Origin of the sequence: Mesorhizobium atlanticum (assembly GCF_003289965.1) — a bacterium.
Classification (GTDB): Bacteria; Pseudomonadota; Alphaproteobacteria; order Rhizobiales; family Rhizobiaceae; genus Mesorhizobium; species Mesorhizobium atlanticum.
Genome location: NZ_QMBQ01000002.1, coordinates 83,150 through 101,179 on the forward strand (window position 1 = coordinate 83,150; position 18,030 = coordinate 101,179).

Below are 18,030 nucleotides of genomic sequence, written 5' to 3' on the forward strand. Positions count from 1 at the left end.
GAAAACCGCTAGGCACTTTTCCTGGAATTGCTTGGGCCGTCGAATTTCCAAGCCGTCCCGCCCAGGGGAAGTTTCCGGGGCGAGACCGCCCCGGAAACGCACAGAGTAACGATGCTCAGTTGAGCTTCGGATTGAGCAGCGCGTCGATCTTCGGGTCCTTCATGTTCGCCTTGGTGACGAGGTTCGCGCCGGTATCGACATTGGCTTCGACCTTCTCGCCCTTCGAGGCGGCCAGAGCGGTCTTGATGCCGTCATAGCCCATCCGGTACGGATCCTGGACGACGAGGCCGGAGATGACGCCGTCGTTGAGGAACTTGATCAGCTTCTCGTCGCTGTCGAAGCCGATCAGCCCCACCTTGCCGGCAAGGTTGTTCTCGGCGATCGCCTGACCGACGCCCTGGGCCATGATCAGGTTGGAGGCGAAGATGCCCTTGAGGTCAGGATTGGCGGTGATCAGGTCGGTGGCGATGTTGAGGCCCGTGGTGGCCTGGCCATCGGCATATTTGTCGGCGACCAGCTGGAGGCCGGGATACTTGGCCTTGATCTGTTCGATGAAGCCTTGCTTGCGCTGCTCGAGCGAGCCGGCGCCGGGAAGGGCCGTGATCAGCGCGACCTTGCCTTCCACCTTGCCGCCATTGGCGGCGCCGATTGCGGCGGCGAGACCGTCAGCGGCGACGCGGCCGCCCTGGACGTTGTCGGTGGTGAGGAAGGAGGTGAAGGCCTTGGAGTCGGCGCCGGAGTCGATACCGATGACCTTGACCTTGGACGCCGCCTCATCGATCGGCTTGCCAAGCGCCTTGAACTCCGTCGGCGAGATGACGACGGCGGCGGGGTTGCTGGCGACGGCGTTCTCGAGGATCGAGATCTGGCCGTTGACGTCGGTCTCAGCCTGGGCGCCGAGCTCCGGCACGTTGATGCCGAGGTCCTTGCCGGCCTTGCGGGCACCGGCCAGCACGATCTGCCAGTAGAAGGAAGTGGTGTCCTTGACGATGATCGGAATGGTCACGTCGGCCGCCGAGGCGGGCGCGGAATGCATCGCGCCGGCAAGCATCGACGCTGCAGCCAAGGCCACGAAAGCACGGCGGTTGAGAAGGCTGGTCACGAATTTCATTAGGTTCCTCCCTAAGTCGCCTGGTGAAGGTTTCGGAAGCTCCATCTGGATAGGCGCGGCCCAAACAGAACTTTATCAATAAAAAACAGATGCCATTTTTTGATAGAGCATTGCCATGGCCGATGCAAGCGGTGTCTGGTGCCGTTTGTGTGATGCGGGACAGGCTTTGTCCTGCTCCTCCCCCGGCGCATGGGCGCTTCCGTTCCTCCTTGCTGGTATGGAACGATAATTTCATACTGCTGTCAATATGGAATATTCATTCCATATTGAAGTCATGCGGCAACTAGGACGTCCTAGTCGCGCTCCCGCCAAAGCCTTCGGACTAAAGCGTGGCGCCGAGATGCCAGGGCACGAATTCGTTGTCGCCGTAGCCGAAGGCCTCGCTCTTGGTCTTGCGGCCGGACGCCGTCTCGATGATCAGCTCGAAGATCTCGCGGCCCATGCCGGCGATGGTCTTCTCACCCGAGGCGATGACGCCGCAATTGACGTCCATGTCCTCCTCCATCTGGTGGTACATGGTCGAGTTGGTGGCGACCTTGATCGACGGCGTCGGCCGGCAGCCGAAGCAGGAGCCGCGGCCGGTGGTGAAGACGATGACATTGGCGCCGCCCGCCACCTGGCCGGTGGCCGAGACCGGGTCGTAGCCGGGCGTGTCCATGAACACGAGGCCGTGGCCCGAAACCTTCTCGGCATAGCCGAAGACGCCGTTGAGCGGGGTCTGGCCGCCCTTGGCGACCGCACCCAGAGATTTTTCCAGGATCGTGGTCAGGCCGCCGCGCTTGTTGCCGGGCGAGGGGTTGTTGTCGATCGAGGCGCCGTGCTTGGCGGTATGCTCCTCCCACCACTTCACAAAGCCGTCGAGCTTGGCGGCGATCTCGGGCGATGCGGCGCGATAGGCGAGCAGGTGCTCGGCGCCGTAGATCTCGGTCGTCTCCGACAGGATGCCGATGCCGCCGACGCCGGCCAGGATGTCGACAGCGGCGCCCAGCGCCGGGTTGGCGGTGATGCCCGACATGCCGTCCGAGCCGCCGCATTGCAGGCCGACGACGATCTCGCTGACCGGGATGGGCTCGCGCTTGAGGTGGCCGACTTCCTCGGCGATCTCGGTGAGCACGCCCATCGCCTTCTCGACCGATTTGCGCGAGCCGCCGGCCTCCTGGATGTTGAAATGGCGTTTTCCGGCCGCCACGCCCTTCTGGCCGTAAAGGGTGAGCTGGTTGACCTCGCAGCCGAGCCCCACCATCATCACGCCGCCGAAATTCGGATGGCGAGCATAGCCCGCAAGCGTGCGGTGCAGAACCATCATGCCGTCGCCGGTGCCGCTCATGCCGCAGCCCTGGCCATGCACGATCGGCACGAAGCCGTCGATGCCGGGATATTTCGGCAGAATCGTGCGGTTGGCCTCGTCGGCAATGGCGTGGCAGACGGTGGCCGAACAATTGACGCTGGCGATGATGCCGACGAAGTTGCGCGTGCCGGCGCGCCCGTCGGCGCGGCGGTAGCCCATGAAGGTGCGCTTGCGGTCGGCTTCGGTTGCGTGCTCGGCCTCGCTCGGCGGCACCACCGGCAAGCGACCGCTCTCGAAGACCAGATTGTGCGAATGGACGTGCTCGCCGGGCGCGATATCCTGCGTGGCGCGGCCGATCGCCTGCGCGTATTTCACCACCGCTTCACCCGCCGCGATCGGCCTGATGGCAACCTTGTGGCCAGGCTCGATCACCGCGATCGCGGTGGCGCCGCCCGGCAGCGCCGTGCCGATCTCGATGCGGCCATTGGCGACCGCGACATTGTCGGCGGGGGAAAGAAGAATGGTGTTTGCGGGGTTCACGAGCGGCTGTCCTGGGTCATCCTGGGAATGCGGGCGGATTGACATGCGCCCGTTTGGGGGTAATGTCTTTTATCGTGAAAAAACATTTTTGCGTCAATTGTTTTTTCATCAGCGGCGGCCGGCGCCCCTTTGTTCGATGCGCGACCGCCCGTTTGGCAAGCCGGCGAAAAACGATTCCGCTTTTCGAGGCCGTGCGCTAGGAGACACCGATCATATCGCGCTTCCGGCCGTCCGCCGCAAGCGTTGGGGGATACAGGCATGTCGAAGAGCAACAACGTCTACAAGGACGCGTTCAACCGCTGCCTGCGGCTGCTCGACGAGACCCAAAGCCTGCCGTCGGAGCCGGAACTGGGCACGCTGCTCGGTGTCAGCCGCACCACGGTGCGCAGCATCCTTTCACGCATGGAAGAGACCGGGCTGATCGCCTGGAACAAGCGCAACAAGACAGTGCTCAGGGCACCGCGCCCGGAGGATTTCTTCCCCGAGGAAGAGACGGACTCGCTGGCCGAGATCATCGAGCGCTCCTTCATGCGCAGGCTGCTTGCTAGCGGCGCCGAGGCCGGCATGCAGATCAACGAGCTGGAGCTGGCGCGCGAGATCGGGGTGGGCACCACCAGCGTGCGCGAATTCCTGATCCGCTTCTCGCGCTTCGGGCTGATCGAGAAGCGCCGCAACAGCCACTGGGTGCTGAAGGGTTTCACGCGCGCCTTCGCGCTGGAACTGACCGAGATCCGCGAGATGTTCGAGCTGCGCTCGGCGGCGGCCTTCGCCGCGCTGCCGCACGACAGCGCGGTGTGGGCCGATCTCGACCGGCTGGAGGTCGAACATCGCCAGCTCGCCAGCGACATCGCCACGCGCTTCAACGAGTTCTCCGAGCTAGACGAGCGTTTCCACCGGCTGATCCACCGCGCCTCGCACAACCGTTTCATCGTCGACTTCTATGACGTGATCGCGATGATCTTTCATTACCATTATCAGTGGAACAAGGCCGAGGAGCGCCAGCGCAACGAAGTCGCGATCCAGGAGCATCTCGCCTATATCGCGGCGCTGAAGTCGCGCGATCCGGCCAAGGTGGACGCCGCCTGCCGCAAGCACCTGAAGTCGGCGCGCCAGACGCTGCTGAGCTCGATTCCCGAAGGACGCCAGGCACAGCCCGCCGACGGCAGGTTATCGGGCACATTCGCGCGGGCATGAACGGGTATCGCGCTGCGTTGCCGCAGCACGGTTTTGCCGATTTTCCCGCCTTATCGTCCGTGTTACGGTCGATCGAATTTCCGGGAGAGGCTTTCCGTTGCATATCCGGCTGAGACGATCGAGCATGCCGGCCGCGTTCGTCGCGGCGCTGCTCCTGTTGCTTCAGTCCACGCTCGGCGCTTTCGCCTTTGGCGCGCCTTCGCAGCTCGATGCCTTCGGCAACGTCATCTGCACGCATGAAGGGGCCGTAAAACTCCCCGGCGGCGATCCGCACCAGCAGCATATGCCGGCCTGCTGCTCGCTCGGCTGCAGCATGGTTTCGCCGGCGCATCTGCCGCCGCCGGACGCAGGCGCGCTGGCAGGAACCCGGCTTTTCGAGGCGGTCGCCTTCCAGCTTCCGGCCTTCCGGCACCAGGATTTCACCCGCGACCGTTCTCCGGCCAATCCGCGCGCGCCACCGGCAATGGTCTGATCCGCGGAACCCTCCGCGAGCCCATTCATCCAAAGATCAGACCGTTCGCGGCCGCAAAGCGGCGCGATCCTCGTATTCATGGAGCAACCATGTCCAATCTTCTTCCCAAGGCGCAAACCTTCGTCCTTCGCGGCGCGCCGTTCCACCTCCAGCAGCGCGTCGGCCTTGCCGTGCTCAGCCTTCTTCTTCTCCTGGCCTGCGTTCCCTCCGCCATCGCGCACGGATTCAAGGTCGGCGATCTCGAGATCGAGCATCCCTGGTCGCGGGCGACGCCGCCCGGCGCCAAGGTGGCCGGCGGCTACTTCACCGTGGTCAACAAGGGCAGCGCGCCGGACCGGCTGCTGTCGATTTCCTCCGACATCTCCGACAAGGCCGAGCTGCATGAGATGGGCGTCAAGGACGGCGTCATGACCATGCGGCCGGTCGAGGGTGGGCTGGAGATCCCGGCCGGCGGCAAGGTGGCGCTGAAGCCGGGCGCCTACCACCTGATGTTCACCGGCCTGAAGCGGCAGCCGAAGCAGGGCGAGAAATTCCCCGCGACGCTGACCTTCGAGAAGGCCGGCAGCGTCAAGGTCGAGTTTGCCGTCGAAGGCATGGGCGAGACGGGCAGCGGCGATATGGACATGGACCACGCCGAGTAATCCGGGCATCGTTGAAGACATAAACCGGGCGTTGGCGCTCGCCGCGTCATCGCTCCCTCGAAATGATAGGATGAGCCTAATTCTCCTGCGGTCTACTGCTTCCCGGGATAGCTCCCGCACCAGGTTGCTTACTGGCTGCCTGGTCGGGATTTTGGTGCTGATCGCCGTACTGATCCTGCCTGGCCGCGCCTTCGCGCATGCGGCGCTGGTCGCGACCGACCCGGCCGACGGCGCCGTTCTGACGCAAAGCCCGGCGCAGTTTTCGCTGACCTTCAGCGAACCCGTCTCGCCGCTGGTCCTGACCCTTGTGCGGCCCGATGGCTCGCGGCTTGCGCTGACATCCTTCCGCCTCAACGACCAGACGGTTGAGATCGACAATCCCGAAACGCTCAAATCCGGCACGCATGTGCTGAGTTGGCGGGTGGTGTCCGCCGACGGCCATCCGGTCGGTGGTTCGGCGCTGTTTTCGATCGGTGCGCCAAGCGCCGCGCCGACGGCGGGCGAAGCCGTGGACTGGACGCTGCGCGCGGCGATCTGGGCCGCCAGGCTGTTTTTCTATGCCGGCCTCTTCCTCGGCGTCGGCGGCGCGTTCGCGCTCGCCTGGCTGGCCGGGGACGGGCGCCGCGGGCAGTGCTTTGTCGCGGCGGCGCTGCTTTTGGGTCTCGTCGCAGCGCCCGTGTCGCTCGGCCTGCAGGGGCTGGATGGGCTGGGCGCCACTCTCGCCTGGTTTCCATCGCCAACCGTCTGGAAGACGGCGGTTGAGACGAGCTTCGTCTGGACGGTGCTGATCGGCCTGATCGCGCTTGGTGTCGCTCTGCTGTCGCTTGCTGGGCCGGCAGGTCTTCGCAAGCTGTCGGCAAGTGGGGCGCTGCTTGGTGTGGGCGCAGCCCTTGCCGTCAGCGGCCACGCCAGCGCCGCCGAACCGCAATGGCTGACGCGGCCGCTGGTGTTCCTGCATGGCACGGCAATCGCCTTCTGGGCCGGTTCGCTGGCGCCGCTCGGCTTGGCATTGCGGCGAGAGCCGGCGGAAGCAAAAGCCTTTCTGCGCCGCTTCTCCCGCGCGATCCTGCCGGTCGTCATCGTGCTTGCCGCGAGCGGTCTCGTGCTGGCGATCATCCAGGTGCAGGAGCCGGCGGCGCTGATCAACACGTCCTATGGCCGGCTGCTGCTGTTGAAGCTGGCGCTGCTGCTTTTCCTGTTCACGCTTGCCGCGGTCAATCGCTGGACGCTGACGGCGCCAGCTCAGGCGGGCGACACGGAGGTGCAGCGACGGCTGGTGCGCTCGATCGGCATCGAGGTCGTCATCGTGCTTGCCATTTTCGGCGTCGCCGCCGGCTGGCGCTTCACCCCGCCGCCACGCGCGCTGGCGATCGCCGCGGCACAGCCGGTGTCGATCCATATCCACACGCTGGAAGCGATGGCCGATCTCAGCATAACGCCCGGACATGCCGGCGAGGTCGCCGCATCGATGGTGATCATGACCGGCGATTTCGGACCGCTTGACGCCAAACAGGTGACGCTGGTGCTGTCGAAGCCGGATTCCGGCATCGAGCCGATCAAGCGGCCGGCGAGGAAACCCGGCGACGGCACCTGGCGCGTCGACAATCTCGTCATTCCGCTGCCTGGCCGATGGAACGCCCGGCTCGACATCCTCGTTTCCGACTTCGAGATGGTAAAGATCGAAGCTCCCCTGGATATCAGGGCGCAATAACCGACCCGCCGATACAATTCGGCGAGGCGGTTGGTCGGCGAGGCGGTTGACGCCGCCGCCAAGGCCCGTCATTCATCTGGAAAAGGCGTTCTCCGGGACGCAGCCTCCAACAAGCATGCGAAAACAGGGAAGAAACGATGGAAAAAGCCGAAATCGGCCTGATCGGCCTTGGCACGATGGGCTCCAACCTGGCCCTCAATATCGCCGAGCACGGGCACCGCATCGCCGTCTTCAACCGCACGCCGGCACGCACCGACGCCTTCGTCGAGAGCGCCGGTCCGCTGAAGGACATGGTCGTTCCCTGCTATAGCCTGGAGGAGCTTGCCGCGGCGATCCGGCCGCCGCGGCCGATCATCATCATGGTGCTGGCCGGAAAGCCGGTCGACGAACAGATCGCGGCACTGCGCGGCGTGCTGTCGGCCAACGATATTGTCATCGATGCCGGCAATGCCAATTTCCGCGACACGATGCGCCGCTTCTCGGAGCTGTCCGGCTCGGGCCTGACCTTTATCGGCATGGGCGTTTCGGGCGGCGAGGAAGGCGCGCGCCACGGTCCGTCGATCATGGTCGGCGGCACGGAGGAGTCGTGGAAACGCGTCGAGAAGGTGCTGACGGCGATCTCCGCCAAGTTCAAGGACGAGCCTTGCGCGGCCTGGCTCGGGCATGACGGCGCCGGTCATTTCGTCAAGACGATCCACAACGGCATCGAATATGCCGACATGCAGATGATCGCCGAGATCTACGGCATCCTGCGCGACGGGCTCGGCATGGCGCCCAAGGAGATCGGCAAGGTCTTCGAGGAATGGAACAAGGGCCGCCTCAACTCCTACCTGATCGAGATCACCGCCAAGGTGCTGGCTGCCGACGATCCCAAGACCGGCAAGCCGGTGGTCGACATCATTCTCGACCGCGCCGGACAGAAGGGCACCGGCAAATGGTCGGTGATCGAGGCGCAGCAGCTCGGCATTCCGGCAACGGCCATCGAGGCGGCGGTCGCGGCGCGCGTACTGTCCTCGATCAAGGACGAGCGGCAGGCGGCCGAAAAGGCCTATGGCAGTATCGGCGTCGAAAAGATCTCCGGCGACAAGGCCGCGCTGCTCAAGGATCTCGAACTGGCGCTGTTCGCCGGCAAGATCGCGGCTTACGCGCAGGGGTTTGCGGTGATGAGCGGCGCGTCGAAGGAGTTCAACTGGAACCTGCCGATGCCGACCATCGCCAAGATCTGGCGCGCCGGCTGCATCATCCGCTCGCAGATGCTGGACACGATGGCCGAGGCCTTCGGTTCGGGCAGCGCTTCCACCAACCTCCTGATGGCGCCGGCCTTCATCGCCATGATGAAGGAGGCACATCCCTCGCTCCGGCGCATCGTGGCGCGGGCGTCCGAGGCCGGCTCGCCGGTGCCGGCGCTGTCCTCGGCGCTCGCCTATTTCGACAGCTACCGTCAGGGACGCGGCACGTCGAACCTGATCCAGGCGCAGCGCGATTTCTTCGGCGCGCATGGTTTCGAGCGCATTGGGGAGCAGGGGGCTTTCCACGGACCGTGGGGGAGTGGGGCCGGGCACTAAAGCGCGTCGCGATCTTTCAGATTCGCTCCATGCGCTTTAGGCTTTTGATTTTGCGCATGTCTTTGCCCCGAAACCGGTTACCACTTTCGGGAGACATGCTTTAGCCCCGATAGGGCAGAACCTCGCTCGGCTTGCTCAGCGACTGCAGCGAACCGGGTTCTTTGCCTGCAATCCAGCCGAGCACGGCGCGGGCCAGCTCGGAGCCGGCCAGCCGGAAATCCTCGTTGACGACGAGCAGCTCCCGCCGGAACAGGTGCAGCACCTCCGAGGACTGTTTCGACACCACGTCGACATCGCGGCCGAGCTTCAGGCCGGCATCCTCGATGCCGGCGACGACGGCGAGCGTTGCTGCGGCGGCGCTGCTGATGATGCCGTCCGGGCGGTCGTCTCGGCGCATGAGCTGGGCGGTGCGCATCCTGATCTGCTCGATCGTATGGTCGATCGAGACGGTATTGAACGGCACCTCTGAGGCGCCGACCTCGCTCAGCGCGTCGGCAAAGCCGTTCACCGTATAGCGGAAATAGGTGAGGCCGACCGGCGGCGTCACAAGCGCCAGCCGGTTGCGGCCCTTGCCGGCGAGCGCGCGGACGGCTTCGCCGGCAAAGGCGTAATTGTCGAAATCGTGATAGGGATGCACCAGCCCCATGTCGGTGCGGCCATGCGTGGCGAAGGGAACGCCGTGCTCCAGCATGTAGCGCGCCCGCGGATCGTTGGGCTGAGTACGCGAGATGATGACGCCGTCGGCCGAGCCCGTCTCGACCAGATAGCGCACCGGATCGAGCGGATCCTGCGAGCGCGAATAGGGCGTGACGATCAGATGGTAGGGCGTGTCGGCAATCACCTCGGTGACGCCGTAGATGATATCCGAGACGAAGCTCATCAGCTCGTGCTCGGTGTTCAGCACAAGCGAGATGACGTTGGTCTTGCCGGTCCTCAGGCGCACGCCGGCGCGGTTCGGGCGATAGCCGATCTGCTTGGCGACGAGCTGCACGCGGCGCCTGGTCTCGGCGCCGATCTCGGGTGCATCCTTCAGCGCACGCGACACCGTCGTGACACCAAGTCCGGTCATGAAGGCAAGCGTCTTCAGCGTCGGCCGCTCCTTGCCCGACGCGTCGTCGTTCTTCTTCGTTACCCGTCTATCCATTCGTCCCGCCCGTCAGGCGCATAGCAGCCGCAGGGGCGACCGGCAATCGTGCAGCGTTGACTTTTGCGCGACCTTCAGCCTGCGGTCGGGTCCAATATACTGAAACGTTACAGATTGCCAATCTTCGTGATTGACTGGTGAGGCCGCCGACTCTGCCTTCCGGACATGGAGATGGGGTGAAAGTCGCTGGAATCACAAAGAAATGTCGGCCTAGACCCATTTTTGGCATGGATAGGCCGTTCGGGTTTCAATTCAGCCGCTCGAGCCGGAAGATTTTGTTCGTGCCTCGAAAAAATCTCAGGCCGCTTTGAGACAGGGGGTTGCCTAGGCGCATCATTTGCCGTATCGAAAATCTGTAACGTTTCAGATTCTGGGAGGAAGCCGAAATGCGATATAAATTCCTGACCGCCGCCTTTGCTGCGACGGTCGCGCTCAACTTCGCCGGTCCGGCGGCCGCTACCGACCTGGAGGTCACCCATTGGTGGACTTCGGGCGGCGAAGCTGCGGCGGTGGCCGAGCTTGCCAAAGCATTCGACGCGACGGGCAATCACTGGGTCGACGGCGCCATCGCCGGCTCCGGCGGCACGGCGCGTCCGATCATGATCAGCCGCATCACCGGCGGCGACCCGATGGGCGCCACGCAGTTCAACCACGGCCGACAGGCGGAGGAACTGGTGCAGGCCGGGCTGATGCGCGACCTCACCGATATCGCCACCAAGGACAAGTGGACCGAGATCGTGCGGCCGAAGAGCCTGCTCGACAGCTGCACCATCGACGGCAAGATCTATTGCGTGCCGGTCAACATCCATTCCTGGCAATGGCTGTGGCTGTCGAACGAGGCCTTCCAGAAGGCTGGCGTGCCGACGCCGAAGGACTGGAATGAATTCGTGGCCGCCGCTCCGGCGCTGGAGAAGGCCGGCATCATCCCGCTCGCGGTCGGTGGTCAGCCCTGGCAGGCATCGGGTGCCTTCGACGTGCTGCTGGCCGCGGTCGGCGGCACCGACACCTTCCTCAAGGTCTACAAGGACAAGGACGCCAAATTCGCCGCCGGTCCCGAGATCGCCAAGGTGTTCAAGGCGGCGGACGATGCCCGCAAGATGGCCAAGAACACCAATGTGCAGGACTGGAACCAGGCCACCAACCTGGTCATCACCGGCAAGGCCGGCGGCCAGATCATGGGCGATTGGGCGCAGGGCGAGTTCCAGGTCGCCGGCAAGACCGCCGGTAAGGACTATACCTGCCTGCCCGGCCTCGGCCTGAACGAGGTGATCGCCACGGGCGGCGATGCCTTCTATTTCCCGCGGCTCAAGGACGAAGCGAAATCCAAGGCGCAGGAGGTGCTGGCCGAGACGCTGCTCGATCCCAAGACCCAGGTCGCCTTCAACCTCAAGAAGGGCTCGCTGCCGGTGCGCGGCGACGTCGACCTCAACGCGGCGAACGACTGCATGAAGAAGGGTCTTGCCATCCTCGCCAAGGGCGCAGTCATTCCATGGACGGACCAGCTGCTCTCGCAGGACAGCCAGAAGCAGAAGGAGGACCTGTTCTCAGAATTCTTCGCCAAGCCCGACATGAGCGTCGAAGAGGCGCAGAAGCGCTTCGCCGACATCATCGCTTCGGCCGACTGATCGACGGCGCCCCCGCCAACTCCCGACCCCAGCCTATCGGGGCCGGGAGCCCGACGTCTCATTGTCCGGCTGCCTTAAATGAGCAACAGCGAACGCCCCAACCAGCTTTTCCGCAACCTCAACGCCAAGATCGCGTCGATCCCGATGGTGCTCACCGCGCTGGTGGTGTTCGTCGGCGGCACGGCCTGGACGGTGCTCTATTCCTTCACCAATTCGAAGCTTTTGCCGCGGCTCAACTTCGTCGGGCTCGACCAGTATCACCGGCTCTGGTCGACATCGCGCTGGCTGGTCTCGATCGAGAACCTCTTGATCTATGGCGTGATCTCGCTGGTGTTCTCGCTGGTCATCGGTTTCTTGCTGGCGGCGCTTCTCGACCAGAAGATCCGCTTCGAGGACACGTTCCGCACCATCTTCCTCTATCCCTTCGCGCTGTCCTTCATCGTCACCGGGCTGGTCTGGCAATGGCTGCTCAATCCGGATTTCGGCGTGCAGCGCGTTGTGCGCGACCTCGGCTGGACGAGCTTCAGCTTCGACCCGCTCTATAATTCCAGCATCGTCATCTACGGCATCTCGATCGCGGCACTTTGGCAAGGCACGGGGCTCATCATGTGCCTGATGCTCGCCGGCCTGCGCGGCATCGACGAGGATATCTGGAAGGCGGCGAGAGTGGACGGCATTCCCGCCTGGAAGACGTATCTCTTCATCATCATCCCGATGATGCGGCCGGTGTTCATCACCACGCTGGTGATCATCGCCGCCGGTATCGTCAAGGTCTACGATCTTGTCGTGGCGCAGACCAGCGGCGGCCCCGGCATCGCATCCGAAGTGCCGGCGAAATATGTCTACGATTACATGTTCTTCGCCCAGAATCTCGGCCAGGGCTTCGCCGCCTCGACCATGATGCTGTTGTCGGTGGTGATCGTTATCGTGCCCTGGGCCTATCTCGAATTCGGAGGCAAGAAGCGTGGCTGACGTCGCCTCCCTGTCCCCCGGCGCCGAAGCGCTCAGGCGCGGTGCCACTGGCCCCAGCGGCCCGAAGCCGCGGCATGTGCTGTCGCGCCGCAACATCTTCCTTTACGGCACGCTGATCGTCGTGGCGCTCTACTATCTCTTGCCGCTCTACGTGATGATCGTCACGTCGCTGAAGGGCATGCCCGAGATTCGCCTCGGCAACATCTTCTCGCCGCCGGTGGAGATCACTTTCGAGCCCTGGGTGAAGGCCTGGGCGACCGCCTGCACCGGGCTCAATTGCGACGGGCTGTCGCGCGGCTTCTGGAACTCGGTGCGCATCACCGTGCCGTCGGTGATCCTGTCGATCGCGATCGCCTCGGTGAACGGCTACGCGCTGGCCAACTGGCGCTTCAAGGGCGCCGACACCTTCTTCATCATCCTGATCGTCGGCGCCTTCATCCCCTATCAGGTGATGATCTACCCGATCGTCATCATCCTGCGCGAAATCGGCATCTACGGCTCGCTGACCGGGCTGGTGATCGTGCATTCGATCTTCGGCATGCCGATCCTGACGCTCTTGTTCCGAAACTATTTCACCTCGATGCCGGAGGAGCTGTTCCGCGCCGCGCGCGTCGACGGCGCCGGCTTCTGGGGCATCTATCTGCGCATCATGCTGCCGATGTCGCTGCCGATCTTCGTCGTCGCCATCATCCTGCAGGTGACAGGCATCTGGAACGACTTCCTGTTCGGCGTCGTCTATACCCGCCCCGACACTTACCCGATGACGGTGCAGCTCAACAACATCGTCAACTCGGTCCAGGGCGTGAAGGAATACAACGTCAACATGGCCGCGACCATCCTGACCGGCCTTGTTCCGCTGATCGTCTACTTCGTTTCCGGCAAGCTCTTCGTGCGCGGCATCGCCGCCGGCGCGGTGAAAGGATGATGATGGCCGCCGACATCGCCAACCCCAGCGTTTCGATCCAGGACCTGTCGCTCAATTTCGGCGCCGTCTCGGTGCTGCAGACGCTCAACCTGGATGTCGCCGAGGGCGAGTTCATCGTGCTGCTCGGCCCGTCCGGCTGCGGCAAGTCGACCTTGCTCAACTGCATCGCCGGGCTGCTCGACATTTCGGACGGGCGCATCTTCATCAAGGGCAAGAATGTCACCTGGGAGGAGCCGAAGGACCGCGGCATCGGCATGGTGTTCCAGTCCTACGCGCTCTATCCGCAGATGACGGTGGAGAAGAACCTTTCCTTCGGCCTGCGCGTCGCCGGCGTGCCGAAGGAGGAGATCGCCAAACGCATCGCGCGCGCCGCCGAGATCCTGCAGATCGAGCCGCTGCTGCAGAGGAAGCCCTCGGCGCTTTCGGGCGGCCAGCGCCAGCGCGTGGCGATCGGCCGGGCGCTGGTGCGCGACGTCGACGTCTTCCTGTTCGACGAGCCGCTGTCCAATCTCGACGCCAAGCTGCGTTCGGAATTGCGTGTCGAGATCAAGCTTTTGCACCGGCGCTTGCAGAACACGATGATCTACGTCACCCACGACCAGATCGAGGCCATGACACTGGCGGACCGCATCGCTGTCATGAGAGGCGGGGTCATCCAGCAGCTCGATGCGCCGCAGACGATCTACAACCGCCCCGTCAACCGCTTCGTTGCCGGCTTCCTCGGGTCGCCGGCGATGAATTTCCTCAAGGGCGAGTTGGAGGCGGGCGCCGTCCCCGTCTTCAAAGCGGACGGCGTGTCGGTGTCGCTCGGCCGCTATCAATTCGACGGCGACGGTGGCCCGGCCGCCAAGCCTTGCATCTTCGGCATCCGGCCTGAGCACATCGCCTTCGGCGACGCCGCCCAGGCAATGCCGTTCACCGCCGAGTCGACAGTCGAGATCGTCGATCCGATGGGCTCCGACACGCTGGTGTGGACCAAGCTCGGCGGCCAGATCATCTCCGTCCGCGTCGAAGCGGATAAGACGCTGCGCAACGGCGATGCGATCCGCATCGGCTTCGATCCAGCGCGCGCCTCGCTGTTCGACGCGCAAACCGACAATCGCCTCTAGCTCCGAAAAAATATCCCCCAAGCAGAACGGACAGGACAGATGAACTGGTCATTCCAACTCTACAGCGCCCGCAATTTCCAGCCATGGGACGGCGTGGTGAAGATGCTCGGCGAGCTCGGCTACAAGCAAGTCGAGGGCTTCGGCGGCGTCTATGACGATCCCAAGGCGTTCCGCGCCGAGCTCGACAAGAACGGCCTTGCAATGCCGACCGGGCATTTCTCGATCGACGCGCTGGAAAACGACTTCGACGGCGTGCGCAAAATCGCCGACGCGCTCGGCATCACACTCTTGATTTGTCCCTATCTGATGCCTGATCAGCGCCCCTCCGATGCCGCCGGCTGGCGCGGCTTCGGCGAGCGACTCGCCAAGGTGGGCGAGAGGGCGAAGAAGGCCGGCTACGGCTTTGCCTGGCACAACCATGATTTCGAGTTCAAGGCGCTTGCCGACGGCTCGCTGCCGCAGGACCATATCCTGTCCGCCGCACCCGACATCGGCTGGGAAATGGACGTCGCCTGGGTGATCCGCGGCGGCGCCGATCCGCTGCCCTGGATCGAAAAGCACCGCAAGCGCATCGTCGCCGTCCACGTCAAGGACATCGCCAAGCCCGGCGAGGGGCTGGATGAGGACGGCTGGTCCGATGTCGGTCATGGCACGATCGACTGGGCGGGCCTGTTCAAGACATTGCGTGCCAAGAGCGCGGCACAGTATTTCATCATGGAACAGGACAACCCCAACGACATCGAGCGCTATGCCCGGCGCTCGATCGCGGCAGCCAAGAGCTGGCAGGAGTAATTGAAATGGCAGACAAGCTTGGCGTCGGCGTCATCGGCTGCGGCAACATCTCGAAGGCGTATTTCTCGCTGGCGCCGCTGTTCCGCGGCATCAAGATGCGGGCCTGCGCGGATATCAACATGGATGCGGCGAAAGCGCGGGCAAAGGAGTTCAAGCTGCGCGCCGAGACGGTCGACGACCTTCTCAATGACGACGAGATCGACATCGTCGTCAATCTGACGATCCCGGCCGTGCACTACGAAATCTCGAAAGCGGTGCTCGATGCCGGCAAGCACGTCTATTCGGAAAAGCCGTTCGTGCTGTCGATCGAGGAAGGGCTCGATCTCAAAAAACGGGCCGGGAAGAAGGGCCTGCGCATCGGTTCGGCGCCGGACACCTTCCTCGGCGGTGCGCACCAGCTGGTGCGCGACCTCATCGACAGCGGCAAGATCGGCAAGATCACCAGCGGCACCTGCCATGTGATGGGCCACGGCATGGAGCACTGGCACCCCAATCCGGATTTCTTCTTCCAGCCGGGCGCCGGCCCGGTGCTGGATATCGGCCCTTACTATGTCACCAACCTGATCCAGCTGATCGGACCGGTGAAACAGGTGGCCGCCTTCGCGACGACACCGGCCAAGGAGCGCACGATCTCGTCGAAACCGAGGGCGGGTGAAAAAATCCCGGTCAACACACCGACCACGATCCATGCGCTGCTCGAATTCGCGAATGGCGCGGTGATCACGCTCAACACCTCCTGGGACGTCTGGAGCCACGGTCACGCGCCGATGGAACTCTACGGCGAGTTGGGCACCGTCTTCGTGCCGGATCCGAATTTCTTCGGCGGCGAGGTGCGCTTCACCGACGCGGCCAAGCCGGTGAAGAAGCTGCCGAAATGGAACCATCCGTTCGGCGTGCCGAACGAGATGCACGGCCAGGGCATGATGGCCAATTACCGCACCGCCGGGCTTGCCGACATGGCGATCGCGATCACCGAAGGGCGGCCGCACCGCTGCTCGATGGAGCTGGCGCTGCACGCCGTGGATGTGATGACCGGCATACTGCGTTCCGGAGAAAGCGGAAAATACGTCGCCATGCAGACGAGCTGCGAGCGGCCGGCCGCGCTCGGCGTCAAGGACGCGAAGGCGCTGCTGGCGAAAAAAAACTAGGTGGCAACCCCTCTCCCCGTTTCGGCGGGGAGAGGGTAGGGTTGGGGCAAGCATCGATTCAATTGACCCCTGAGCCGAGCATGAAGTCGCCCGAAAACCGCTCCAGACTTTTCGACTTCATGCTCTAGCGGCGCTCGCGGCGCCGCTTCGATTCCGAGGATTTTCCCCATGCCGTATATCGCCGCCGAGAACCGCTACGAGAAGATGATCTATAACCGCTGCGGCCGGTCCGGCTTGAAGCTGCCGGCGATCTCGCTCGGGCTGTGGCACAATTTCGGCAACGACACGCCGCACTGGACCAAGCAGGCGATCGTGCGCAAGGCCTTCGACCTCGGCATCACGCATTTCGACCTCGCCAACAATTACGGCCCGCCGCCCGGCTCGGCGGAAACCGCGTTCGGCGAGATCCTGCGCACGGATTTCGCCGCTCACCGCGACGAGATGATCATCTCGACCAAGGCGGGCTACGAGATGTGGGCTGGCCCGTATGGCGAATGGGGCAGCCGCAAATATGTGCTGGCGAGTCTCGACCAGAGCCTGAAGCGCATGGGGCTCGACTATGTCGACATCTTCTATTCGCACCGTTTCGATCCCGAGACGCCGCTGGAAGAGACGATGGGCGCGCTCGACCACGCGGTGCGTTCCGGCAAGGCGCTCTATGCCGGCATCTCGTCCTACAATTCGCAGCGCACGCGCGAGGCGGCCGACATTTTGCGGCAGCTCGGCACGCCCTGTCTGATCCACCAGCCGAGCTATTCGATGCTCAACCGCTGGGTCGAGGAGGACGGGCTGCTCGACACGCTGGAGGGGCTGGGTATCGGCTCGATCGTTTTCTCGCCGCTGGCGCAAGGCATGCTCACCGACAAATATCTCGGCGGCATCCCCGAGGGCAGCCGCGCGTCCCAAGGCAAGTCGCTCAGGCCGGCCTTCATCAACGACAAGTCGATCGCCAACATCAAGGCGCTCAATGAAATCGCCAAGAAGCGCGGCCAGACGCTGGCGCAGATGGCGCTGGCCTGGGTGCTGCGCAAGGGTCGCGTGACCACGGCGCTGATCGGCGCCAGCCGGCCGGAACAGGTCGAGGATTGCGTCGGCGCGCTCAAGGCGCTGGAATTCAGCGATGCCGAGCTTGCCGAGATCGACACCTACGCACGCGAGTCCGACATCAACCTGTGGGCCGCCTCCGCCGAACGCAAGGGGCCGCCGCGCAAGTAACCGGCGAACCGTCGCCGCCAGGCAGCACGGGCTGCGGAAACAGTGGCAAAATCACTCGTTCGTCGCTATCTCAGAGGAAATTGAAGTCCTTGGCATGCGGTCGCGCGTGCAAGCGTCGATTGGGCGAACAAAATGACGGCAAGAGATGCGCTGACCAAGAACCAGCTCTGCGTGCTCGAGAAACTCGAGGCGTCCAGCGGGCCGCTCAGCGCCTACACGCTGCTCGACCAGTTGCGTGAGCGTGGTTTCCGGGCGCCGCTCCAGGTCTACCGGGCCCTCGACACGCTGGTGAAATCCGGCTTCGTGCACCGTCTCGAAAGCCTCAACTCCTTCGTCGCCTGCGCCGAGCCGCATGATCACAGCCATTCGATGACGGCCTTCGCCATCTGCGACAATTGCGGCCAGGTGACCGAGATGTCCGACCATGACGTCGACCACCGGCTGGACGAATGGGTGCGTTCGACGGGATTCGCGGCCAAGAAGGCGGTGATCGAGTTCCGCGGCGTGTGCGCCAAGTGCAGGGCTGAAGCGGCGTAAGTACGCCGATATTCAGGTGAGGCCGGCCTGCAAATGGCGGC

General features: G+C 64.0%; 16 protein-coding genes. 13 read left to right on the forward strand and 3 right to left on the reverse strand.

Annotation, left to right across the window (positions count from 1 at the left end):
- Positions 1 to 115: 115 nt before the first annotated feature.
- On the reverse strand, positions 116 to 1,111 hold the full coding sequence (locus DPM35_RS05440) for an ABC transporter substrate-binding protein (protein ID WP_112126323.1): 996 nt from the start codon (positions 1,109 to 1,111) through the stop codon (positions 116 to 118).
- A gap of 322 nt (positions 1,112 to 1,433) precedes the next feature.
- The gene (locus DPM35_RS05445; protein ID WP_112127055.1) at positions 1,434 to 2,939 is read right to left on the reverse strand and encodes a UxaA family hydrolase; all 1,506 of its coding nucleotides are present in this window, start codon (positions 2,937 to 2,939) and stop codon (positions 1,434 to 1,436) included.
- Between the two features lie 258 nt (positions 2,940 to 3,197).
- On the opposite strand from DPM35_RS05445, the gene DPM35_RS05450 reads away from it, so the two are divergent.
- From DPM35_RS05450 to gndA, 5 genes are all read left to right on the forward strand, one after another.
- Positions 3,198 to 4,133, forward strand: a complete 936-nt coding sequence (locus DPM35_RS05450; RefSeq protein ID WP_112126324.1) for a GntR family transcriptional regulator — start codon at positions 3,198 to 3,200, stop codon at positions 4,131 to 4,133.
- A 124-nt stretch (positions 4,134 to 4,257) separates the two neighbouring features.
- Positions 4,258 to 4,605: a DUF2946 family protein gene (locus DPM35_RS05455; RefSeq protein ID WP_112126325.1), complete on the forward strand. Its 348-nt coding sequence runs from the start codon at positions 4,258 to 4,260 to the stop codon at positions 4,603 to 4,605.
- A gap of 89 nt (positions 4,606 to 4,694) precedes the next feature.
- Entirely contained in the window at positions 4,695 to 5,246 is a 552-nt protein-coding gene (locus DPM35_RS05460; protein ID WP_112126326.1) for a copper chaperone PCu(A)C, read from the forward strand.
- Positions 5,247 to 5,316: 70 nt separating this feature from the next.
- Positions 5,317 to 6,957: a copper resistance CopC/CopD family protein gene (locus DPM35_RS05465; protein ID WP_112126327.1), complete on the forward strand. Its 1,641-nt coding sequence runs from the start codon at positions 5,317 to 5,319 to the stop codon at positions 6,955 to 6,957.
- Positions 6,958 to 7,094: 137 nt separating this feature from the next.
- Complete coding sequence (gene gndA, locus DPM35_RS05470; protein ID WP_112126328.1) at positions 7,095 to 8,522, forward strand: NADP-dependent phosphogluconate dehydrogenase; 1,428 nt, start codon at positions 7,095 to 7,097, stop codon at positions 8,520 to 8,522.
- Between the two features lie 100 nt (positions 8,523 to 8,622).
- Here the strand turns inward: gndA and DPM35_RS05475 are convergent, their stop codons facing one another.
- A complete protein-coding gene (locus DPM35_RS05475; RefSeq protein WP_112126329.1) occupies positions 8,623 to 9,666 on the reverse strand; it encodes a LacI family transcriptional regulator in 1,044 nt (347 codons plus the stop codon).
- Between the two features lie 386 nt (positions 9,667 to 10,052).
- Here DPM35_RS05475 and DPM35_RS05480 point away from each other — a divergent pair, with 386 nt between their 5' ends.
- From DPM35_RS05480 to DPM35_RS05515, 8 genes are all read left to right on the forward strand, one after another.
- On the forward strand, positions 10,053 to 11,291 hold the full coding sequence (locus DPM35_RS05480) for an ABC transporter substrate-binding protein (protein WP_112126330.1): 1,239 nt from the start codon (positions 10,053 to 10,055) through the stop codon (positions 11,289 to 11,291).
- 78 nt (positions 11,292 to 11,369) lie between these two features.
- Entirely contained in the window at positions 11,370 to 12,263 is an 894-nt protein-coding gene (locus tag DPM35_RS05485) for a carbohydrate ABC transporter permease (protein ID WP_112126331.1), read from the forward strand.
- Positions 12,256 to 13,188 (forward strand): carbohydrate ABC transporter permease, encoded by a 933-nt coding sequence (locus tag DPM35_RS05490; RefSeq protein ID WP_112126332.1) that lies wholly within the window; start codon positions 12,256 to 12,258, stop codon positions 13,186 to 13,188. Before DPM35_RS05485 ends, DPM35_RS05490 begins: the two co-directional genes overlap by 8 nt.
- A complete protein-coding gene (locus DPM35_RS05495) occupies positions 13,188 to 14,297 on the forward strand; it encodes an ABC transporter ATP-binding protein (RefSeq protein ID WP_112127056.1) in 1,110 nt (369 codons plus the stop codon). Before DPM35_RS05490 ends, DPM35_RS05495 begins: the two co-directional genes overlap by 1 nt.
- Before the next feature lie 39 nt (positions 14,298 to 14,336).
- Positions 14,337 to 15,089, forward strand: a complete 753-nt coding sequence (locus DPM35_RS05500; RefSeq protein ID WP_112126333.1) for a sugar phosphate isomerase/epimerase family protein — start codon at positions 14,337 to 14,339, stop codon at positions 15,087 to 15,089.
- A 5-nt stretch (positions 15,090 to 15,094) separates the two neighbouring features.
- Positions 15,095 to 16,237 carry a Gfo/Idh/MocA family protein gene (locus DPM35_RS05505; protein ID WP_112126334.1) on the forward strand — a complete coding sequence of 381 codons (1,143 nt, stop codon included), beginning with the start codon at positions 15,095 to 15,097 and terminating at the stop codon, positions 16,235 to 16,237.
- 168 nt (positions 16,238 to 16,405) lie between these two features.
- Positions 16,406 to 17,452 carry an L-glyceraldehyde 3-phosphate reductase gene (mgrA, locus tag DPM35_RS05510; protein ID WP_112126335.1) on the forward strand — a complete coding sequence of 349 codons (1,047 nt, stop codon included), beginning with the start codon at positions 16,406 to 16,408 and terminating at the stop codon, positions 17,450 to 17,452.
- A 132-nt stretch (positions 17,453 to 17,584) separates the two neighbouring features.
- Positions 17,585 to 17,989: a Fur family transcriptional regulator gene (locus DPM35_RS05515; protein ID WP_041003614.1), complete on the forward strand. Its 405-nt coding sequence runs from the start codon at positions 17,585 to 17,587 to the stop codon at positions 17,987 to 17,989.
- Positions 17,990 to 18,030: the final 41 nt, after the last annotated feature.